At 64.3% G+C, this 15325-nt stretch carries 16 protein-coding genes; 10 read left to right on the forward strand and 6 right to left on the reverse strand.

The genetic code is table 11. The features are described 5' to 3' along the window. Positions 1-10 precede the first annotated feature (10 nt). From FJW07_RS30215 to FJW07_RS30265, 10 genes are all read left to right on the forward strand, one after another. The gene (locus FJW07_RS30215) at positions 11-1009 is read left to right on the forward strand and encodes an ABC transporter permease (RefSeq protein WP_140659882.1); all 999 of its coding nucleotides are present in this window, start codon (positions 11-13) and stop codon (positions 1007-1009) included. A gap of 148 nt (positions 1010-1157) precedes the next feature. Beyond that, complete coding sequence (locus FJW07_RS30220) at positions 1158-1985, forward strand: AraC family transcriptional regulator (RefSeq protein WP_140706505.1); 828 nt, start codon at positions 1158-1160, stop codon at positions 1983-1985. 125 nt (positions 1986-2110) lie between these two features. Next, the gene (locus FJW07_RS30225) at positions 2111-2554 is read left to right on the forward strand and encodes an SRPBCC family protein (protein WP_140859881.1); all 444 of its coding nucleotides are present in this window, start codon (positions 2111-2113) and stop codon (positions 2552-2554) included. A gap of 12 nt (positions 2555-2566) precedes the next feature. Next, positions 2567-3361 carry an FAD binding domain-containing protein gene (locus FJW07_RS30230; protein ID WP_140859898.1) on the forward strand — a complete coding sequence of 265 codons (795 nt, stop codon included), beginning with the start codon at positions 2567-2569 and terminating at the stop codon, positions 3359-3361. Positions 3362-3419: 58 nt separating this feature from the next. Further along, on the forward strand, positions 3420-3902 hold the full coding sequence (locus tag FJW07_RS30235) for a (2Fe-2S)-binding protein (RefSeq protein ID WP_140859907.1): 483 nt from the start codon (positions 3420-3422) through the stop codon (positions 3900-3902). 11 nt (positions 3903-3913) lie between these two features. After that, positions 3914-5281, forward strand: coding sequence for a xanthine dehydrogenase family protein molybdopterin-binding subunit (locus FJW07_RS32335; protein WP_140859913.1), 1368 nt, complete (start codon positions 3914-3916; stop codon positions 5279-5281). A 1-nt stretch (position 5282) separates the two neighbouring features. Beyond that, complete coding sequence (locus tag FJW07_RS32340) at positions 5283-6287, forward strand: molybdopterin cofactor-binding domain-containing protein (RefSeq protein WP_127303757.1); 1005 nt, start codon at positions 5283-5285, stop codon at positions 6285-6287. A 7-nt stretch (positions 6288-6294) separates the two neighbouring features. Continuing rightward, positions 6295-7176, forward strand: coding sequence for a MoxR family ATPase (locus FJW07_RS30250; protein WP_140859920.1), 882 nt, complete (start codon positions 6295-6297; stop codon positions 7174-7176). A 211-nt stretch (positions 7177-7387) separates the two neighbouring features. Beyond that, on the forward strand, positions 7388-8524 hold the full coding sequence (locus FJW07_RS30260; RefSeq protein ID WP_140859927.1) for a VWA domain-containing protein: 1137 nt from the start codon (positions 7388-7390) through the stop codon (positions 8522-8524). Further along, positions 8524-9411, forward strand: a complete 888-nt coding sequence (locus tag FJW07_RS30265) for an amidohydrolase (protein WP_181182766.1) — start codon at positions 8524-8526, stop codon at positions 9409-9411. The genes FJW07_RS30260 and FJW07_RS30265 overlap by 1 nt, the downstream gene beginning before the upstream one ends. Before the next feature lie 53 nt (positions 9412-9464). Here the strand turns inward: FJW07_RS30265 and FJW07_RS30270 are convergent, their stop codons facing one another. The 6 genes from FJW07_RS30270 to FJW07_RS30295 form a co-directional block, all read right to left on the reverse strand. Continuing rightward, on the reverse strand, positions 9465-10730 hold the full coding sequence (locus FJW07_RS30270; RefSeq protein WP_140828805.1) for an ABC transporter substrate-binding protein: 1266 nt from the start codon (positions 10728-10730) through the stop codon (positions 9465-9467). Positions 10731-10753: 23 nt separating this feature from the next. Next, the gene (locus tag FJW07_RS30275; protein ID WP_140859940.1) at positions 10754-11584 is read right to left on the reverse strand and encodes a carbohydrate ABC transporter permease; all 831 of its coding nucleotides are present in this window, start codon (positions 11582-11584) and stop codon (positions 10754-10756) included. Then, positions 11581-12504, reverse strand: a complete 924-nt coding sequence (locus tag FJW07_RS30280) for a sugar ABC transporter permease (RefSeq protein ID WP_140859947.1) — start codon at positions 12502-12504, stop codon at positions 11581-11583. Before FJW07_RS30280 ends, FJW07_RS30275 begins: the two co-directional genes overlap by 4 nt. Continuing rightward, positions 12497-13654 carry an ABC transporter ATP-binding protein gene (locus FJW07_RS30285; RefSeq protein ID WP_140706525.1) on the reverse strand — a complete coding sequence of 386 codons (1158 nt, stop codon included), beginning with the start codon at positions 13652-13654 and terminating at the stop codon, positions 12497-12499. Before FJW07_RS30285 ends, FJW07_RS30280 begins: the two co-directional genes overlap by 8 nt. Beyond that, a complete protein-coding gene (locus tag FJW07_RS30290) occupies positions 13654-14487 on the reverse strand; it encodes a metallophosphoesterase (RefSeq protein WP_140859953.1) in 834 nt (277 codons plus the stop codon). The genes FJW07_RS30285 and FJW07_RS30290 overlap by 1 nt, the downstream gene beginning before the upstream one ends. Positions 14488-14694: 207 nt before the next feature. Beyond that, positions 14695-15102: a carboxymuconolactone decarboxylase family protein gene (locus FJW07_RS30295; protein WP_140859960.1), complete on the reverse strand. Its 408-nt coding sequence runs from the start codon at positions 15100-15102 to the stop codon at positions 14695-14697. Positions 15103-15325: the final 223 nt, after the last annotated feature.

Below are 15325 nucleotides of genomic sequence, written 5' to 3' on the forward strand. Positions count from 1 at the left end.
AAGGTCGATAATGGCAGTCACACTTGACCAGACGATCGCGCAGAAGCAGCACACCTTCCTGTCGCGGCTCTTCTCCAACCAGACCTTCTGGGTGGTGATCGCGGTCATCCTCGCCTGCCTGTTCCTGTCCGTCGCCACCGATTCCTTCGCCACGTCGAAGAACCTCTTCAACATCACGCGCAACGTCACCTTCATCGCCATCGTCGCGCTCGGCATGACTTTCGTCATCATCACCGGCGGCATCGATCTGTCGGTCGGCTCGGTGCTTTGCCTGTGCTCGATGGTGCTCGCCGTCACCATGCATGCCGGCTATTCGATCGAAGTGGGCATCCTGGCCTCGATCGCCACCGCGCTTGTGATCGGCGCCTTCAACGGCGTGCTCATCGCCTATCTCGGCTTCCCGCCTTTCGTGGTCACGCTCGGCATGCTGTCGGTGGCGCGCAGCCTTGCCATGGTCGCGTCCAACAACACGGTGGTCTTCCAGTTCGGACCGGACCATCAGAAGCTACTGGCGCTGGGCGGTGGCGCCTGGCTGTTCGGCATCGCCAATCCGGTGCTCTACATGATCATACTGGCACTGATCACCGGCTTCATCCTGCGCTTGACCAAGTTCGGGCGGCACATCTTCGCCATCGGCGGCAATGAGCATGCAGCGACGCTGACCGGCGTTCCCGTCAAGCAGATCAAGGTCGTCGTCTACATGATCTCGGCGCTGTCGGCAGGGATTGCCGGCATCATCCAGACCGGATGGCTGGGCGCCGTCACCACCAATCTCGGCAACGGCATGGAGCTGCAGGTCATCGCCGCCACCGTCATCGGCGGCGCCAATCTCGCCGGCGGCGTCGGCACCGCGCTCGGCGCCATCGTCGGCGCCGCCCTCATCGAGGTGATCCGCAACAGCCTTGGCCTGCTCGGCATCAACGCCTTCTGGCAAGGCACTTTCATCGGCGGCGCGATCATCCTCGCGGTGCTGTTCGACCGCGTCCGCAACTTCCGCCGCAGTGACTAGCTCCCCCTATCGCTCAGTCTGAAAATCCATTCAGGCGCTTTGAGCGCAAGTTCCGCTGCGCTTGCCCGCCTTGACGCGGCCTCACCCTGGCCGCACTATTCCCCGGCAGGCGAAGGGAGGCCAGTCGCCTGCGGGAGGAACGATACCCATGACGGACGCGATCAGGCTCTATTGGGGCCGGTTCGGACATGTTTCCGTGCTGAATGTCGCCAACGACTTCGTCACCCATGCCCACGGCGAGGCGCATCTCATCATCTGGTTGGAAGGCACGGCGGGCGAAATGACCATCGGCCGCGAGACGGTGCGGCTTGGGCCGGGCACGGCGGCCGGCATCAACTCGTTCCAGCCGCACAGCCACGCCCTTTCCCGCGACGGCAAGCCCGGCCTGTTCCTCGCCTTCTACATCGACCCCGACTGGGCGCGCCGGCGCCGCGACCTTCCATCGTCGGCGCCGCTGTTCACGCAAGCCGCGATCACGCTGGAGCCTTGGCTGCATCAGGCGGCGGCGAACCTGCTCGATCACCTGACCGACAATGAGAGTATCGACGACGTCGCCAATTACGAGATCGAGCGTTTCATCGACAGCGTGCTCGACGCGGCCGAGACATCCGCGCCGCAGATAGCCCGCGCGCGCATCAACACGATGCTCGATTTCCGCGTCCGCAAGGCGATCCAGCTGATGAAGGCCAATGTCTGCGAGCGCATCTCCTTCGACGACGTCGCCCGTTCGGTCGGCCTGTCCCGGCCGCATTTCTTCGCGCTGTTCAAGGAACAGACCAACCTGACGCCGAACGTCTACTGGAACACGCTGCGCATGGAGGAAGCCGTGCGCCAGTTGCAGTGGTCGCAGGAGCCGCTGATCTCGGTCGCCTGCAATCTTGGCTTCACCACCCAGGGCAATTTCTCGCGCTTCTTCCGCGACCATGTCGGCGTGCCGCCGACGCTCTACCGGGAAGCCGCGAGAGCCGTGTCTTGACCGCCTTTGCGGGCTGATCCGTCGCCGCATTTTCCGACTGGTTGATACGCACTTAAGACGCATTGATAAGCGCCGGCCCGTCGGCACCCCTAGCCTGCTCCTGATCTTTGCAAGGGAACCAGTCTATGGCGAAAGTCACCATTTCCAGCGTCATCGATGCGCCGGTCGAGCAGGTCTGGGCGCGCATCCGCGACTTCAACGGCCTGCCGAACTGGCATCCGCGCATGGTGGAAAGCCATATCGAGGACGGCAAGGACGCCACCGCGATCGGCTGCGTGCGCAACTTCCAACTGGTCAGCGGCGCTCGGCTGCGCGAAAAGCTGCTCGACTTCTCCGACGACAATTTCCTGGTCAGCTATTCGATCCTGGAAACGCCGCAGCCGCTCACCAATCACAAGGCGACGCTGCAGTTGCGGCGCGTCACCGACGGTAACCGCACCTACGCCGAATGGAGCGCAAGCTTCGACGCAGCACCGGAGGAGGCCGACAAGCTGGCCGAGGGCATGGGCGCCAACGTCTTCCAGGGCGGCTTCAACGCTTTGAAAAGTCATTTCGCTGGCCAGAGCTGACGGGAGCCTGTCATGTCGCTTGCGCTGCAAACTTTTTCGAGCGTGAAAGACGCCAATGCCGCCTTGCGTGCCGCCGGCACGCGTTATCTCGGCGGCGGCACGCTGGTGATCCGCGCCGCCAATGAAGGCGACGTTTCCATCTCCAGCCTGATCCGTGTCAATGATCCCGGCCTTTCGCAGATCGCGGTTTCCGGCGCCAAGGTCCGGCTCGGCGCTTCGGTCACCATGGCAGCGATTGCCCGCCACCCCGAGCTTGCCGCGCTCGCGCCTGCCGCGCGCTCTGTCGGCGGGCCTGCGATCCGCAACATGGCAACCGTCGGCGGCAATCTGTTCGTCCCTGCCCCTTACGGCGATTTCGCCGTCGCGCTGCTGGCGCTGGACGCGACCGTCGTCACCGAAGACGGCGAACTGGCAGTCGAGACCTTCCTGGCCGGCCGCGATACCAGCCGCGCCATCGTCACCGCTGCCACCTTTTCATTGCCCAAGGCTGAAAGCTTCCGCTTCCTGAAAGTATCGCGCGTCAAGCCGAAGGGTGTGTCTGTGCTGAGCATCGCCGCGCTTCTGGAACTCGCACCGGACGGCACGGTGACCTCGGCGCGGATCGCGCTGGGCTGTATGGCCGACCGGCCGATACGCGCTTTAGCGGCCGAAAAGGCGCTGCTCGGCTGCAAGCTCATGCCGCAGGAGATCGCGCCGGCGCTGATGGCCGCGAGCGAAGGCATCGCGCCGATCACCGATCCGATCGCCAGCGCCTGGTATCGCGCCGAGGTTCTGCCGGTCCATCTCGGCCGGCTGCTGCTTGACTAATATCCGTGGGGGACGCGCGTCTGTCCGGCCGTTCCGGGCAGGCGCGCAGGGAGGAAAAATGACGAAGGTCCCGGTTCAATTCACACTCAACGGCTCCGAAAAAGCCGAGTTCGTCGAAAGCGGCGCGACGCTGCTCCACGCGCTGCGCGACAAGATCGGCGACACATCGCCCAAGGGCGGCTGCCACCAGGGCACCTGCGGCGCCTGCTCGGTCATCATCGACGGCGAATTGCGGCTCTCCTGCCTGACGCTGGCTGAAACCTGCGGCGGGGCTGACATCAGGACGACCGCCGGCCTTGCCGAAGGCGGCGTGCTTCATCCGCTGCAGCGCGCTTTCCTCGATGCCTTCGCCACGCAATGCGGTTTCTGCACGCCGGGCATGATCATGGCGGCAAAGGTGCTGCTCGACCGCACGCCGAACCCGAGCCGCGACGATGTGGTCGAGGCGCTGTCCGGCAACATCTGCCGCTGCACCGGCTATGAGCCGATCATCCAGGCGGTGCTGACCGCCGCGCGCGCCAACTCGCAGAACGCCGCCTGAGGGACCGAGCTATGGAACTGCGCAAGGACTATTTCGCCGATGTCCGCAAGGACGGCCTGCATGAGATCGGCCAGGGCCGCCCGCGGCTCGATTCCCCTGGACACGTCACCGGCAAGACTACCTATTTCGCCGACCGGAACTTCCCGGGCATGCTGCATCTGAAGATGGTGCGCAGCCCGCACCACCATGCCCGCATCCGGTCGATCGACACGTCGCAAGCGGAAAAGCACCCGGGCGTCGTCAAGGTGCTGACCGCCAAGGACGTGCCGCACAATGTCTACACCATCCTGATCCTGATCCAGATCGGTCCCGAGGACGAAACCGTGCTCGCCGACGGCAAGGTGCGCTGGAAGGGCGAGGCCGTGGTGGCGGTGCTGGCCGAGACCGAGCGCGCGGCGCAGGAAGCCGCCGCCAAGATCAAGGTCGACTATGAGGTGCTGCCGGCGGTCTTCGACATGGAGGAGGCACTGAAGCCCGGCGCGCCTTTGGTCAACGAATATCACGGCCAGAACTACTACCTCTATGACAGCGGCGAGTGCCGCAAGGTGCGCTTCGGCGATGTCGAGGCAGGCTTTGCCGGGGCAGACCACATCCTCGAACAGTCCTACCAGTCCTCGCCGATCGAGCACGCGCCGACCGAGACGACGGGCTGCGTGGTGACGCCAGAAGGCAACGACCGCTTCACCTGCTACACCAACACGCAGGCGATGTTCTTCACCCTCGACAACACCTCGATCATTCTGCAGATGTCGGGCTCGAAGCTGCATTTTGTCGGCGGCACGGTCGGCGGCGGTTTTGGCGGCAAGGTCGACGTCATCGTCGAGCCGATCGCCATCCTCGCCGCCAAGCTAACCGGACGCCCGGTCTGTTTTATCTATAGCCGTGAGGAGGAGATGCAGATCTCCTCGCCGCGCGCGGCCGAGAAGGTCGTCATCAAGGACGGCTTGATGAAGGACGGCCGCATCGTTGCGCGCAAGGTGACCGGCTACACCGATGCCGGCGCCTATTCGCGCCACTCGCCCTACGGCGCGCAGAAGGGCGCTGGGCACTATCCCGGCCCCTACACGATCCCGAATGTCTGGATCGACACCTACTGCGTCTACACCAACCGCACCCCCTCCTCCGCAATGCGCGGCTTCGGCGTCACCATCGGCGACTTCGCGCTGGAGGTGCAGATGGACAAGCTGGCCCGGCTGATCGGCATGGACCCGCTCGAATTCCGCTTCATCAACGCCTATCGCGACGGCGACATGAAGGCGCATCGCCAGCCGACCGAGGGTGCCGCGCTGATCGAATGCATGCAGGAAGCCTCGCGCGCCGCCAACTGGCCGGTGGCGGAGAAATACATGGCGATGTCCTCCTACAAGAACGGAGCTTGAGATGGCGATCCGGCGTGGACGCGGCGTCGCCGCGATCAATTATCCGACGGGCATGAATCTCGGCGGCGATCCGACCCAGGCGCTCGTGCATTCGACGCCGACCGGCAACTTCATGGTCACGCTGTCATCCGTCGATCTCGGCCAGGGCATGAAGCAGATCATGGCGCAGATCTGCGCCGAGACGATCGGCGTGCCGACCGACCGCGTCGTCGTCGACACCGCCGACACCGACACCGGCCCGCATTGCATGGGCACCTTCGCCTCGCGCGGCACGCACCGCGCCGGCAATGCCGTCATCCAGGCCGCCAAGGAAGCCCGCCAGGTGATGCTGGAAGTGGCCGCCGAAGAGCTGGAGGTGAACGCCTCCGACCTCGAGACCGACGGCCAGGGCAATATACAGGTGAAGGGCGCGCCGCAGAAATCGATCTCGATCTTCGATGTCGCCCTGTCGGCGCATTTCAAGCGCGGCCGCTCGATCTCAGGCCGCGGCATGTTCCTGATCCCGCGCTCCTACCCGGAAAAAGAGACCGGCGCGATGAAGCCCTCCACCTGCTACGCCCATGCCTGCACGGTGGCCGAGGTCGAGGTCGACGACGAGACCGGCGAAGTGACGGTGCTGACGGTCAAGAACGTCTTCGAGATCGGCCGCGCGCTCAATCCGAAGATGGTCGAGCAGCAGTTGGTCGGCGGCTCCTGGATGGGAATCAGCCACGCGCTCTACGAGACGACCGAACCCTATTATCCGAACCGCGACCATGGCGGCACCGACTTCAACCAGTATCTGATGCCTGGCCCAGGCGACCTGGCGGAGACCGAGATCATTGTGCTGGAGCGCCCTTCCGCCGATGGGCCGTTCGGCGCCAAGGGCCCCGGCGAGATGTGCGCCAACCCGCAAATCCCGGCCGTCGCCAACGCCGTCTTCGACGCGGTCGGCGTGCGCATCGACACGCTGCCGATCACGCCGGAGCGCATCCTGCGCGCGCTGAAGGCGCAGGCGGCGGGCTGAGGGGAAGATGGCAAACGCCGACGCCGTTGCGGTCGCGGCTTCGCCGGAGGCGATAGCCGCGCGCCTTGCCGCCTCGCGCTATCTGGCTGACGACAGCCTCGCCACCGCGATCTTCCTGGCGATTCGCCTCGGCAAACCGCTGCTGCTCGAGGGGGCGCCGGGCGTCGGCAAGACCGAAGCCGCGAAGGCGGTCGCCGAACTCCTCGGCCGCGAGCTGGTGCGCCTGCAATGCTATGAAGGCATCGACGCCGGGCATGCGCTTTACGAGTGGAACTACCAGCGCCAGCTGCTCGCCATCCGCCATGCCGGCGAGCACGAGATCGACATCTATGACGACCGCTTCCTGATCGCCCGGCCGCTGCTGCAAGTTTTGCGGGCGCCGGAGCAACGCGTGCTTCTGGTCGACGAGATCGATCGTTCCGACCACGAGTTCGAGGCGCTGCTCTTGGAATTCCTCTCTGATTTCCAGATCAGCATTCCGGAGCGCGGCACGATTCGCGCCGCGGCGCAGCCGATCGTCATCCTGACCTCGAACCGCACCCGCGAGCTTGCCGAGGCGCTGCGTCGGCGCTGCGTCTATCATTGGATCGGCTATCCCGACGCCCAGCGCGAGGCCGAGATCATCATGCTGCGCTCGGGCCACGTCGCCGAAGCGACGGCGCGCGCGGTTGCCAATGCCGTGCAGGAGATCCGCGCGCGGCCGCTGGCCAAGCCGCCCGGCATTGCCGAAGCGGTCGAATGGGCGAATGCCGCGACCATCCTCGAAAAAGGCGGCAGCCCGTGGCCGCAAGCCTTCCGCCGCGCCATCGGCGTGCTGATCAAGGACGAGGAGGATTTGTCGGCGATCGCGCCGGAACTGGGGAGGATTGTCGAGGAGGCGCTGGGGTGATGAGCAATCGGCATTGCGCGCCTATCTCTCAGCGCTGGCGGGACAGCGCCCCCCTCTGTCCTGCCGGACATCTCCCCCACAAGGGGGGAGATCGGATGTCGCGCCGGCTTTCGCCAATCTTCAGCCTGGCAGAATTGAGCGGCGCGCCAACGCTGCTAATCTCCCCCCTCGTGGGGGAGATGTCCGGCAGGACAGAGGGGGGCGCGAAGGAATGATGCGTGGGGAAAGCTTGCCTCGTGCCGCTGCGCCTTTTCTGGGCTTCGCCCGCCTGCTGCGCCGTCACGCCTTCGCCATCGCACCCGAACAGGTAACTAGCTTCATGCAGGCAGTCACCCTGCTCGGACCGCGCTCGATGAACGACATCCGCGAAGCAGCCCTTGCCACGCTGGCGCCCTCGCCCGACCGCCGCAGCGAATTCGACGCGCATTTCCGCGGCTATTTCTACGGCGACGCCAAGCCTTCGATCGAAGGCGAAGATGACGACGAAACCCGCGTCAAGGGCGATCGCGGCACACGCGAACAAGAGAGCCAGACCCCGCGCCACGAGAAAGGCGGCGAACTGTCCTCAGCGCTCGAGCAGTTGAGCATGCGCGACTTCCAGCGCGATCCCGATGACCTTGGCTCATTCCGCCGCAAGCTTGCTGGTGCCCTGCCCGTGCGCCGTTCCTTTCGCACCGCGCGCACCCGCTCGCGCGGCACGCTCGATCTCCGCCGCTCGCTCAGCGAAATCGTCAGCGCCGACGGCGACATCCCCGCGCCGCAGCTGCGCCGTCGCCAGACCGTATCGCGAAAACTGCTCCTGCTCATCGATGTGTCAGGCTCGATGAAGCAGCACACCGCCGACTACCTCAAGCTGGCCCACGCGGCCGTGCAAGGCGTGGACCGCGCCGAAGTCTTCACCTTCGGCACGCGCCTCACCCGCATCACCTCGGCGCTGCGCATTCGTGACCGCGAGCAAGCGCTTGCCCGCGCCGCGGCGCTTGTCGATGATTGGGACGGCGGCACCCGCATGGGGCCGACATTGCTTGCCTTCCTTTCGGTGCCGCGCTTTTCCGCCTTCGCGCGCGGCGCCTGCGTCGTCATCCTGTCCGATGGCCTGGAACGCGGCGACCATTCCGATCTCGAAACCGCGATGCGCCGCTTCAGCGCCCGCGCTTTCCGGCTGTCGCTGGCGACGCCGCTCGCCGGCGATCCGCGCTTTCGCCCGGCGACGGCGGCACTCCGCGCCATCCTGCCGGCGCTCGACGATCTGGTCGACGGCTCGTCGGTGGGAAGCCTGACCGATTTCATCCTGTCGCTCGCCCGTCCTGCGCCTGCGGCTTCAGTCATCTGGAAAAGGGTATCGTGATGCAGAAAGCCATCGACGCGCATTTCCACATCTGGCGCCAGAAGGACCAGCCCTGGCTGGTCGGCCCCATGGTGCCGCGCATCTTCGGCCCCTACGAGCCGATCCGCCGCGACTATCCGATCGGCGAATTCCTCGAAGACCAGAAAGGCTCGGGCGTCGAGAAGGCCGTCTATGTCCAGACCAACTGGGCCAAGGAGGACTTCGAGAAGGAAGTCGCCTTCCTGCAGAAGACAGCCGACGAGACCGGCTGGCCGCATGCCATCGTCGGCTACGCCGACATGACCGTGGATGACGTGCGCCACCAGATCGACCGGCTGATGAAATACAAGCTGCTGCGCGGCGTGCGCATGCAGCTCCACTGGCACGAAACGCAAGCCTTTCGCTTCGCCGCCTCCGCCGACCAGGTAATCGATCCGAAGGTGCGGAAAAACGTGGCACGGCTGAAGGACTACGGCCTCTCATTCGACCTGCAGCTTTTCCCCGCCCAGATGAAAGATGGGCTGAGGCTGGTCGACGAAAACCCCGAAACCGATTTCATCCTCACCCATGCCGGCATGCTGACCGATATGGCGCCCGAAACGACAGAAGCCTGGAAGGCCGGCTTGCGCACGCTATCGGCCGCGCCCAATTTCTACGCCAAGCTTTCCGGCCTCGGCACCTTCGTGCACCGCAACGATCCGGATCTGATCGCTTACATCGTCGACAACACGATCGAAATCGTTGGGGCTGACCATCTGATGTTCGGCTCGAACTTCCCGATCGAAAAGCTGTGGACCAGCCATGCCGAGCTGATCAAGACGCACCGCGCTGCGGTTGCCGGACACGGCGCCAAGGCCGAGGCGGACATCTTCTGGAACACGGCGGAGAAGGTTTACCGGCCGGTATAGCGCTTCGGAAAGCCGCCGCGCCGGGTAGGCGCGACGGCTTGCTGAGCAAGCAGTTATTGCGTCGGCAACATGCCTTCGACGTCGCTCGCGGCGTCGGCAAGCGCTTCCTTCGGCGTCGCCGACTGGTCGACGATGCGGGACAGATTGTCGACGATGGTCTGCGTCACCTTGACTCCGTTGGTGCCCGGGAAGGCGTACCACGGAACCATCAGCGGCATCTGGCTGAGGCCGGCCTGGAACAGCGGGTTCTTCTTGTAGAAATCGCCGAGATAATCAGGTGATTTCGCGGCGAGTTCGTTGTTGGGGACATAGCCGGTGCCGGGCACCACCACCGACGCGCCGTACGGGCCGGCGGCGAACTTGGCGAACTTCCAGGCGGCTTCCTGCTTCGCGGTGTCCTTGGTCAGGATGACCACCGCATTGCCGCCGGTCGGCAAATGGCCGTTGACCGGATCGATCAGCGGGATCTTGGCCGTGCGCAGCGTGAACTTGTCGCCGACATTCTTGATCGTGTTGACCAGCGCGCCTGTGGTCTGGAATTCGAAGCCGACCTTGCCGGCCGCGAAAGCCTGCTCGCCCGCCGGCTTGGTGAAGACCGGCATGCCGCCTTCCTTCACCATCCGCTCGATAAGCTCGACAGCCTTCTCGCCTTCTGGACTGTTGAAAGCGACCTTGCTCTCGTCGCCGTTCAGCATCTTGCCCCCGGCGCCAAACAGCAGCGCCGAGAACATCCAATCATCGCCCTGCCAGCGGAAGTCGATGCCGTCGACACCGTTGCCGAGCGCCTTGATCTTGCCGCCAAGCGCGATCACCTCGTCCCAGGTCTTGGGCGGATTGTCCGGATCGCCACCGGCCGCCTTAACCAGGTCGGCGTTGTAATACATGATCGGATTGGAGGTGGCGAAGGCCAGCCCGATCTGCTTGCCGTTCACCTGCGCGAGCTTCAGTATGGTGTCGGAGAAGCCTTGCTCGGCCATGTTGCCGTCCTTCTTCACCAGCGGCCCGAGGTCGACGGCGACGTCGCGCTCGTTGAGCATGCGCAGGCGATTGAGGCCGATGAAGGTGATGTCGGGCATCTCGTCGGTGCCGGCCTGACGAAGAATGGTCTGGATGCCTTCCTCATAGGTCGCGGACGGGCTGGCGAACTGGATCTTGATGTCGGGATTCTCTTCCATGAACTTCTTCGAGATCGTGTCCATCACGTTCTTGAAGAAACCGGGCATCGGATAGTGGACCGTCAGTGTCGTGTCGGCATAGGCCGGAAGGGCCGATGCCAGCGACACCGCCGCCATGGCAATAATCCTGGAGAAATGCTTCATTGCTCGTGCTCCTTGTTGGCCGGTCAGCCTTTGAGACCGGTCATGGTGATGCCTTCGACGAAGCGCTTCTGCGCGAGCAGGAAGGCGACGACGAGAGGAAGGGTGATGATCAGCGTCGCGGCCATCAGCGCGCCGTAGTCGTCGCCCGCTTCCGCGGCGCGGAAGTACATCAGGCCGAGCGGCGGCGTGGCGTAGGCCTGCTTGCTGATGACGATCAGCGGCCAGTAGAGATCGTTCCAGTGCGCGACGACGGAAAAGATCGCGAAGGCGGTGACGGCCGGCCAGGCGTTGGGCACGATGACGCGCGCGATGATGCCGAGCTCCGACATGCCGTCGAGCCGCGCCGCGTGGATGAGGTCGTCGGGCATCGCGCGGAAGAATTGCAGGAACATGAAGATCGCGAACACCGAGATCGTGAACGGAGCGACCAGCGCGGTGTAGCTGTTGAGCAGCGACATGCGGTCGAACGCGACATAGAGCGGCAGAGCTGTCGCATGGATGGGAACCAGAAGGCCGAGCATGACCAGCACCATCATCACGCGCGCCGCGCGAAATTTCAGCTTGGCCATCGCGTAGGCGCAAGGGATCGCAGCCGCGACCTGGAAGAAGAAGATCAGTCCGCACACGACGATGCCGTTCCACAGCAGCGTTGCCATTGGCACCCTCTCCAGCGCCTTGGCGAAATTCTCAGCGAAGAAGGGGTGCTGCGGGATCAGCGAAAGCGCCGCGGTGAAGATGTCGCTCTGCGTCTTGCCGGCGGTCGAGATCATGAAGATGTAGGGCGCCAGAATCATCAGCGCACCGAGCGAAAGCAACGTGAAGCGGACGATACGGCCGACCGGAATGCTGGTCATGTGTAGTGTACCCGCCGGTCGAGGACGCGATACTGCAGGAACATCAAAACGACGAGGATCGCCAGGAAAACCACCGTCATCGCCGACGCATAGCCGACGCGCATATAGACGAAGCCCTCCTGGTAGATGGTGAAGAGGAGCACTTCGGACGCCTTGTTCGGGCCTCCGTCAGTCAGCATCTTCACGGTCTCGAAAACCTTAACCGCATTGGTGATGCTGATCGTGACGACGAACAGCGTCGTCGGCCCGAGCATCGGCCAGGTGACCAGGAAGAACCGGTCGAGCGCCGATTTCGCGCCGTCGACTTCAGCCGCTGCGTAGAGTTCGCGCGGGATCGCCGTCAGGCCGGCCAGGAACAGCACCATGTTGAAGCCGACCGACTGCCAGACGCCGATGATCGACAGGCTGTAGAGGACGGTGTTCGAGGCGCCGAGCCAGTTCGGGCCGGGAATGCCGACAAGCGAAAGCAGCGCGTTGAGCGGCCCGATAGTCGGATGGAAGATATACTGCCAGACGGTTGCCATCGCGACGATCAGCGAGGCCACGGGCAGGAAGTAGACGGTGCGGAAGAAAGCCCGCGCGCGCAATTCGCCTTCGATCAGAAGCGCGACACCCAAGCCGAGCGCGATCGAGACCGGGGCGACCATCGCCGTGTAGAGAGTGGTGTTCCACAGCGATTTTCGGAAGGTGCGGTCGCTGAACAGATGCGCGTAGTTCTCGAAGCCGACGATACGGAATTTGCCGTAGCCGAGCTCGAAATCGGTGAAGCCCAGAAAGACGACGGCAACCACCGGCAACAGCACGAACAGGAAGAGCAGCACGATCGCCGGCAGCGCCAGCAGCCAGGCGGTCCGGTCCTCGCTGCGCGCACGCAGTGCCGCGGCGCTCAGGACATTGCCCGCCAGCGCGACGCTAGACATAGGCCGGCTCCTGCCGTGCGCCCGCCACTTCCGCGATGCGCAGCCGGCGTCCCTCAGGCCCGAAGACCATCGCCTGCTCAGGAGCCAGAAGGATGCCCACCGGCATTCCGCCGATCAGGTCCTTCGCCTCCTGCGGCGCCAGCTTGGCGATGACGCTGTCGCCGGAGACGTCGAGCCGGCAATGGGCAATGACTTCCGAGCCGAGGAATTCCAGCCGTTCAATCCGCCCGGCAACGCCGCTCCGCCCGCTGGGGGACAGTTTGACGAATTCCGGGCGAATGCCGAGGCTGATCGGGCCGTTCGCCACCTTCTCCAGCAAAGCCAGCCGCATGCCTTCGAAGTCGACGCGACCGTTTTCGGCGATCGCCTGCAGGATATTGATCCTCGGCTGGCCGACGAACCGCGCGACCTCGATATGGGTGGGGTCGTTGTAGATCGTCTCGGGCGTGGCGAGCTGAAGCAGATGGCCGCCGATCATGACGGCGACGCGATCGGCCATCGACAGCGCCTCGGCCTGGTCATGCGTCACATAGAGCGTTGGCACACCGGCGCGCCGGTGCAATTCCACGATCTCGCCGCGCGCATGGACGCGCAGATTGGCATCCAGGTTGGAAAGCGGTTCGTCCATGAGGAAGATGCTGGGATGGCGCACCATCGCGCGCGCCAGCGCCACGCGCTGCCTCTGCCCGCCAGACATCTGTCCGGGCTTGCGGTCGAGCAAATGGTCGATCTTCAGCAAGGCGGCCATCTCGCGCACATCGCGCGCGATGCCGGCGCGTATCTCCCCCTGGCCCGGTAGCCAAGCGCCGATCAGCGGCAGGCGCTGCGTGAGGCTCAGCCGCTTTATGGCAAGCGGGACGGCGATGTTCTGGCCAGCCGTCAGATGCGGGTAGAGCGCGTAGGACTGGAACACCATGGCGATGTTCCGGTTGGCCGCGGCAATGTTCGACATGTCCTTGCCACCGACCATTATCTCACCGGCATCGGCATGGTCGAGTCCCGCGAGAATACGCAGCAAGGTGCTTTTCCCGCACCCCGACGGGCCGACCAGGGCGATGAATTCGCCGGGTTCCGCATCGAGGCTGACGCCATTCAGTACGGCGTTGCCGGCAAAGGCCTTGCTCAGGCCACGCAGCGACAGCACGCCCATCACCCAGCCTTCCTGCGGACCTTGTGGGCCTCGTGCGGATAGACTTCCTCGACCACGTCATCGAGAACATGAAGGGTCATGCCGGGAACGGCGACGATCTCGCTCGCGACCGCGTCATCAAAATGATGCATGACGGCGCCGATCAGTTGTTCGCCCGGCATCTTGCGTTCCATGGTGTCGACGATGAAGGCGGCGGACGGCCCCCATACCAGGGAGGTGCCGGCGTATTTGCCCTTCCACGCCCAGTGCAGGTGGCCGCTCGCATGCAGGGCCACGTCGTGGGCGGCGATCAGATCGTAGAGACGCCGGCGTTGCGCCGGCCGGATGCTCCAATAGCCGGTATCGCCTTCGTCCGGATCGTCGACAAAAAGCGGCTTGTGGGCAAACATCGCGACGCGGCGGCCGCCACGGCTTTCCAGCGTGTCCCGCAGCCATTCGAACTGGGCTTCCTCCGCGGCATCGTTGAAGCCCATCACCTGGCTGTTTAGCCCAATGAGCCGCCAGTTTCCCGCATCCTCGGACCAGTAGTCAGGACCGGCCAGGCGGCGCCAGCGCTCCAGCCGTGCCGCATCGACCGGCTGCAGCGAACCCGGCAGATGGCCGACGTCGTGGTTGCCGGGCACCAGCAGCACGGGTCTCGATACCTCCCGCATCAGTCCCATGCAGAAGCTGATGTCGTCATCCTTGTCGGCTCCGTCGACGGTCAGATCGCCGGTGTGGATGACGAGATCGGCGCCGCTTTGCTCGATCCAGTCGGCCAGCGGCTCCCAATTGCCGTTGAAATGCGGCTTGGTCGGGCTGAAATGGGTATCGGTGATCTGAACGATTTTCATGACGGCTCCGCCGCGAAAGCCGTGCCGGAAACCAAGGGCGAACGACTGCGCGTGCGGCTTCCTTAGTGCCGTTACATGTCACTTCCTTAACAGTGCCGGGGCAAAGTTTGATTCAAGCACACAAGCCTGTGAAATGCGCGAACGGCCGCCGCCGGACGATATTTTTTTGCTGGCAGCGACACGGAAACGTCGTGACGCTCCCCCGACTCACTTCACCTCGAACTGCGGGTCGACTGGAATCTGCAGGGATGTCACCAGATGGTTCGTCTGCCCTGCCAGGCCGATGATCGACACCAGCTCGCCATGTTGCGCGTCGGTCATGCCCTTGGCCCGCGCGGCGGCCGTATGCGAGTGGATGCAGTAGGAACAGCCATTGGCGACTGAGACCGCGATGTAGATCATTTCCTTGGTCAGCGGATCGATGGCGCTGTCGGCGACCATCACCGCCTTCAGCTGCTCCCACACCCGCTTCAGCGCCGCCGGATCGTTGGCCAGCCCACGCCAGAAATTGTTGACGAAGTCGGATTTCCGCGTCGCGCGGATATCGTCGAACACGGCCTTCACCGCCGGGTTCTTTTCGACCTCGGCATCGCTGAGCAGCTTTGTAGTGGCCATGGTGTGGTCCTTTCATTTGAATCGCCGTCGAGGTCGTTAAATCAAGGGTTGCGCATAGTCGGCTAAGCAGTTGTCCGGCTAGTTTTTAGCGCGGGAAAGCACGCGACTGCGGAGATTGGCCGAAGCACCTCAGCGTCGTCATTCTAGGGCGGAGCAAGGAGCGAAGCGACGCGCGCAGACCCGAGGATCCATGCCGCGATTCTCGAGTGCTGCGACGGTCCAG

It is taken from the genome of Mesorhizobium sp. B3-1-9 (assembly GCF_006439595.1).
GTDB lineage: Bacteria > Pseudomonadota > Alphaproteobacteria > Rhizobiales > Rhizobiaceae > Mesorhizobium.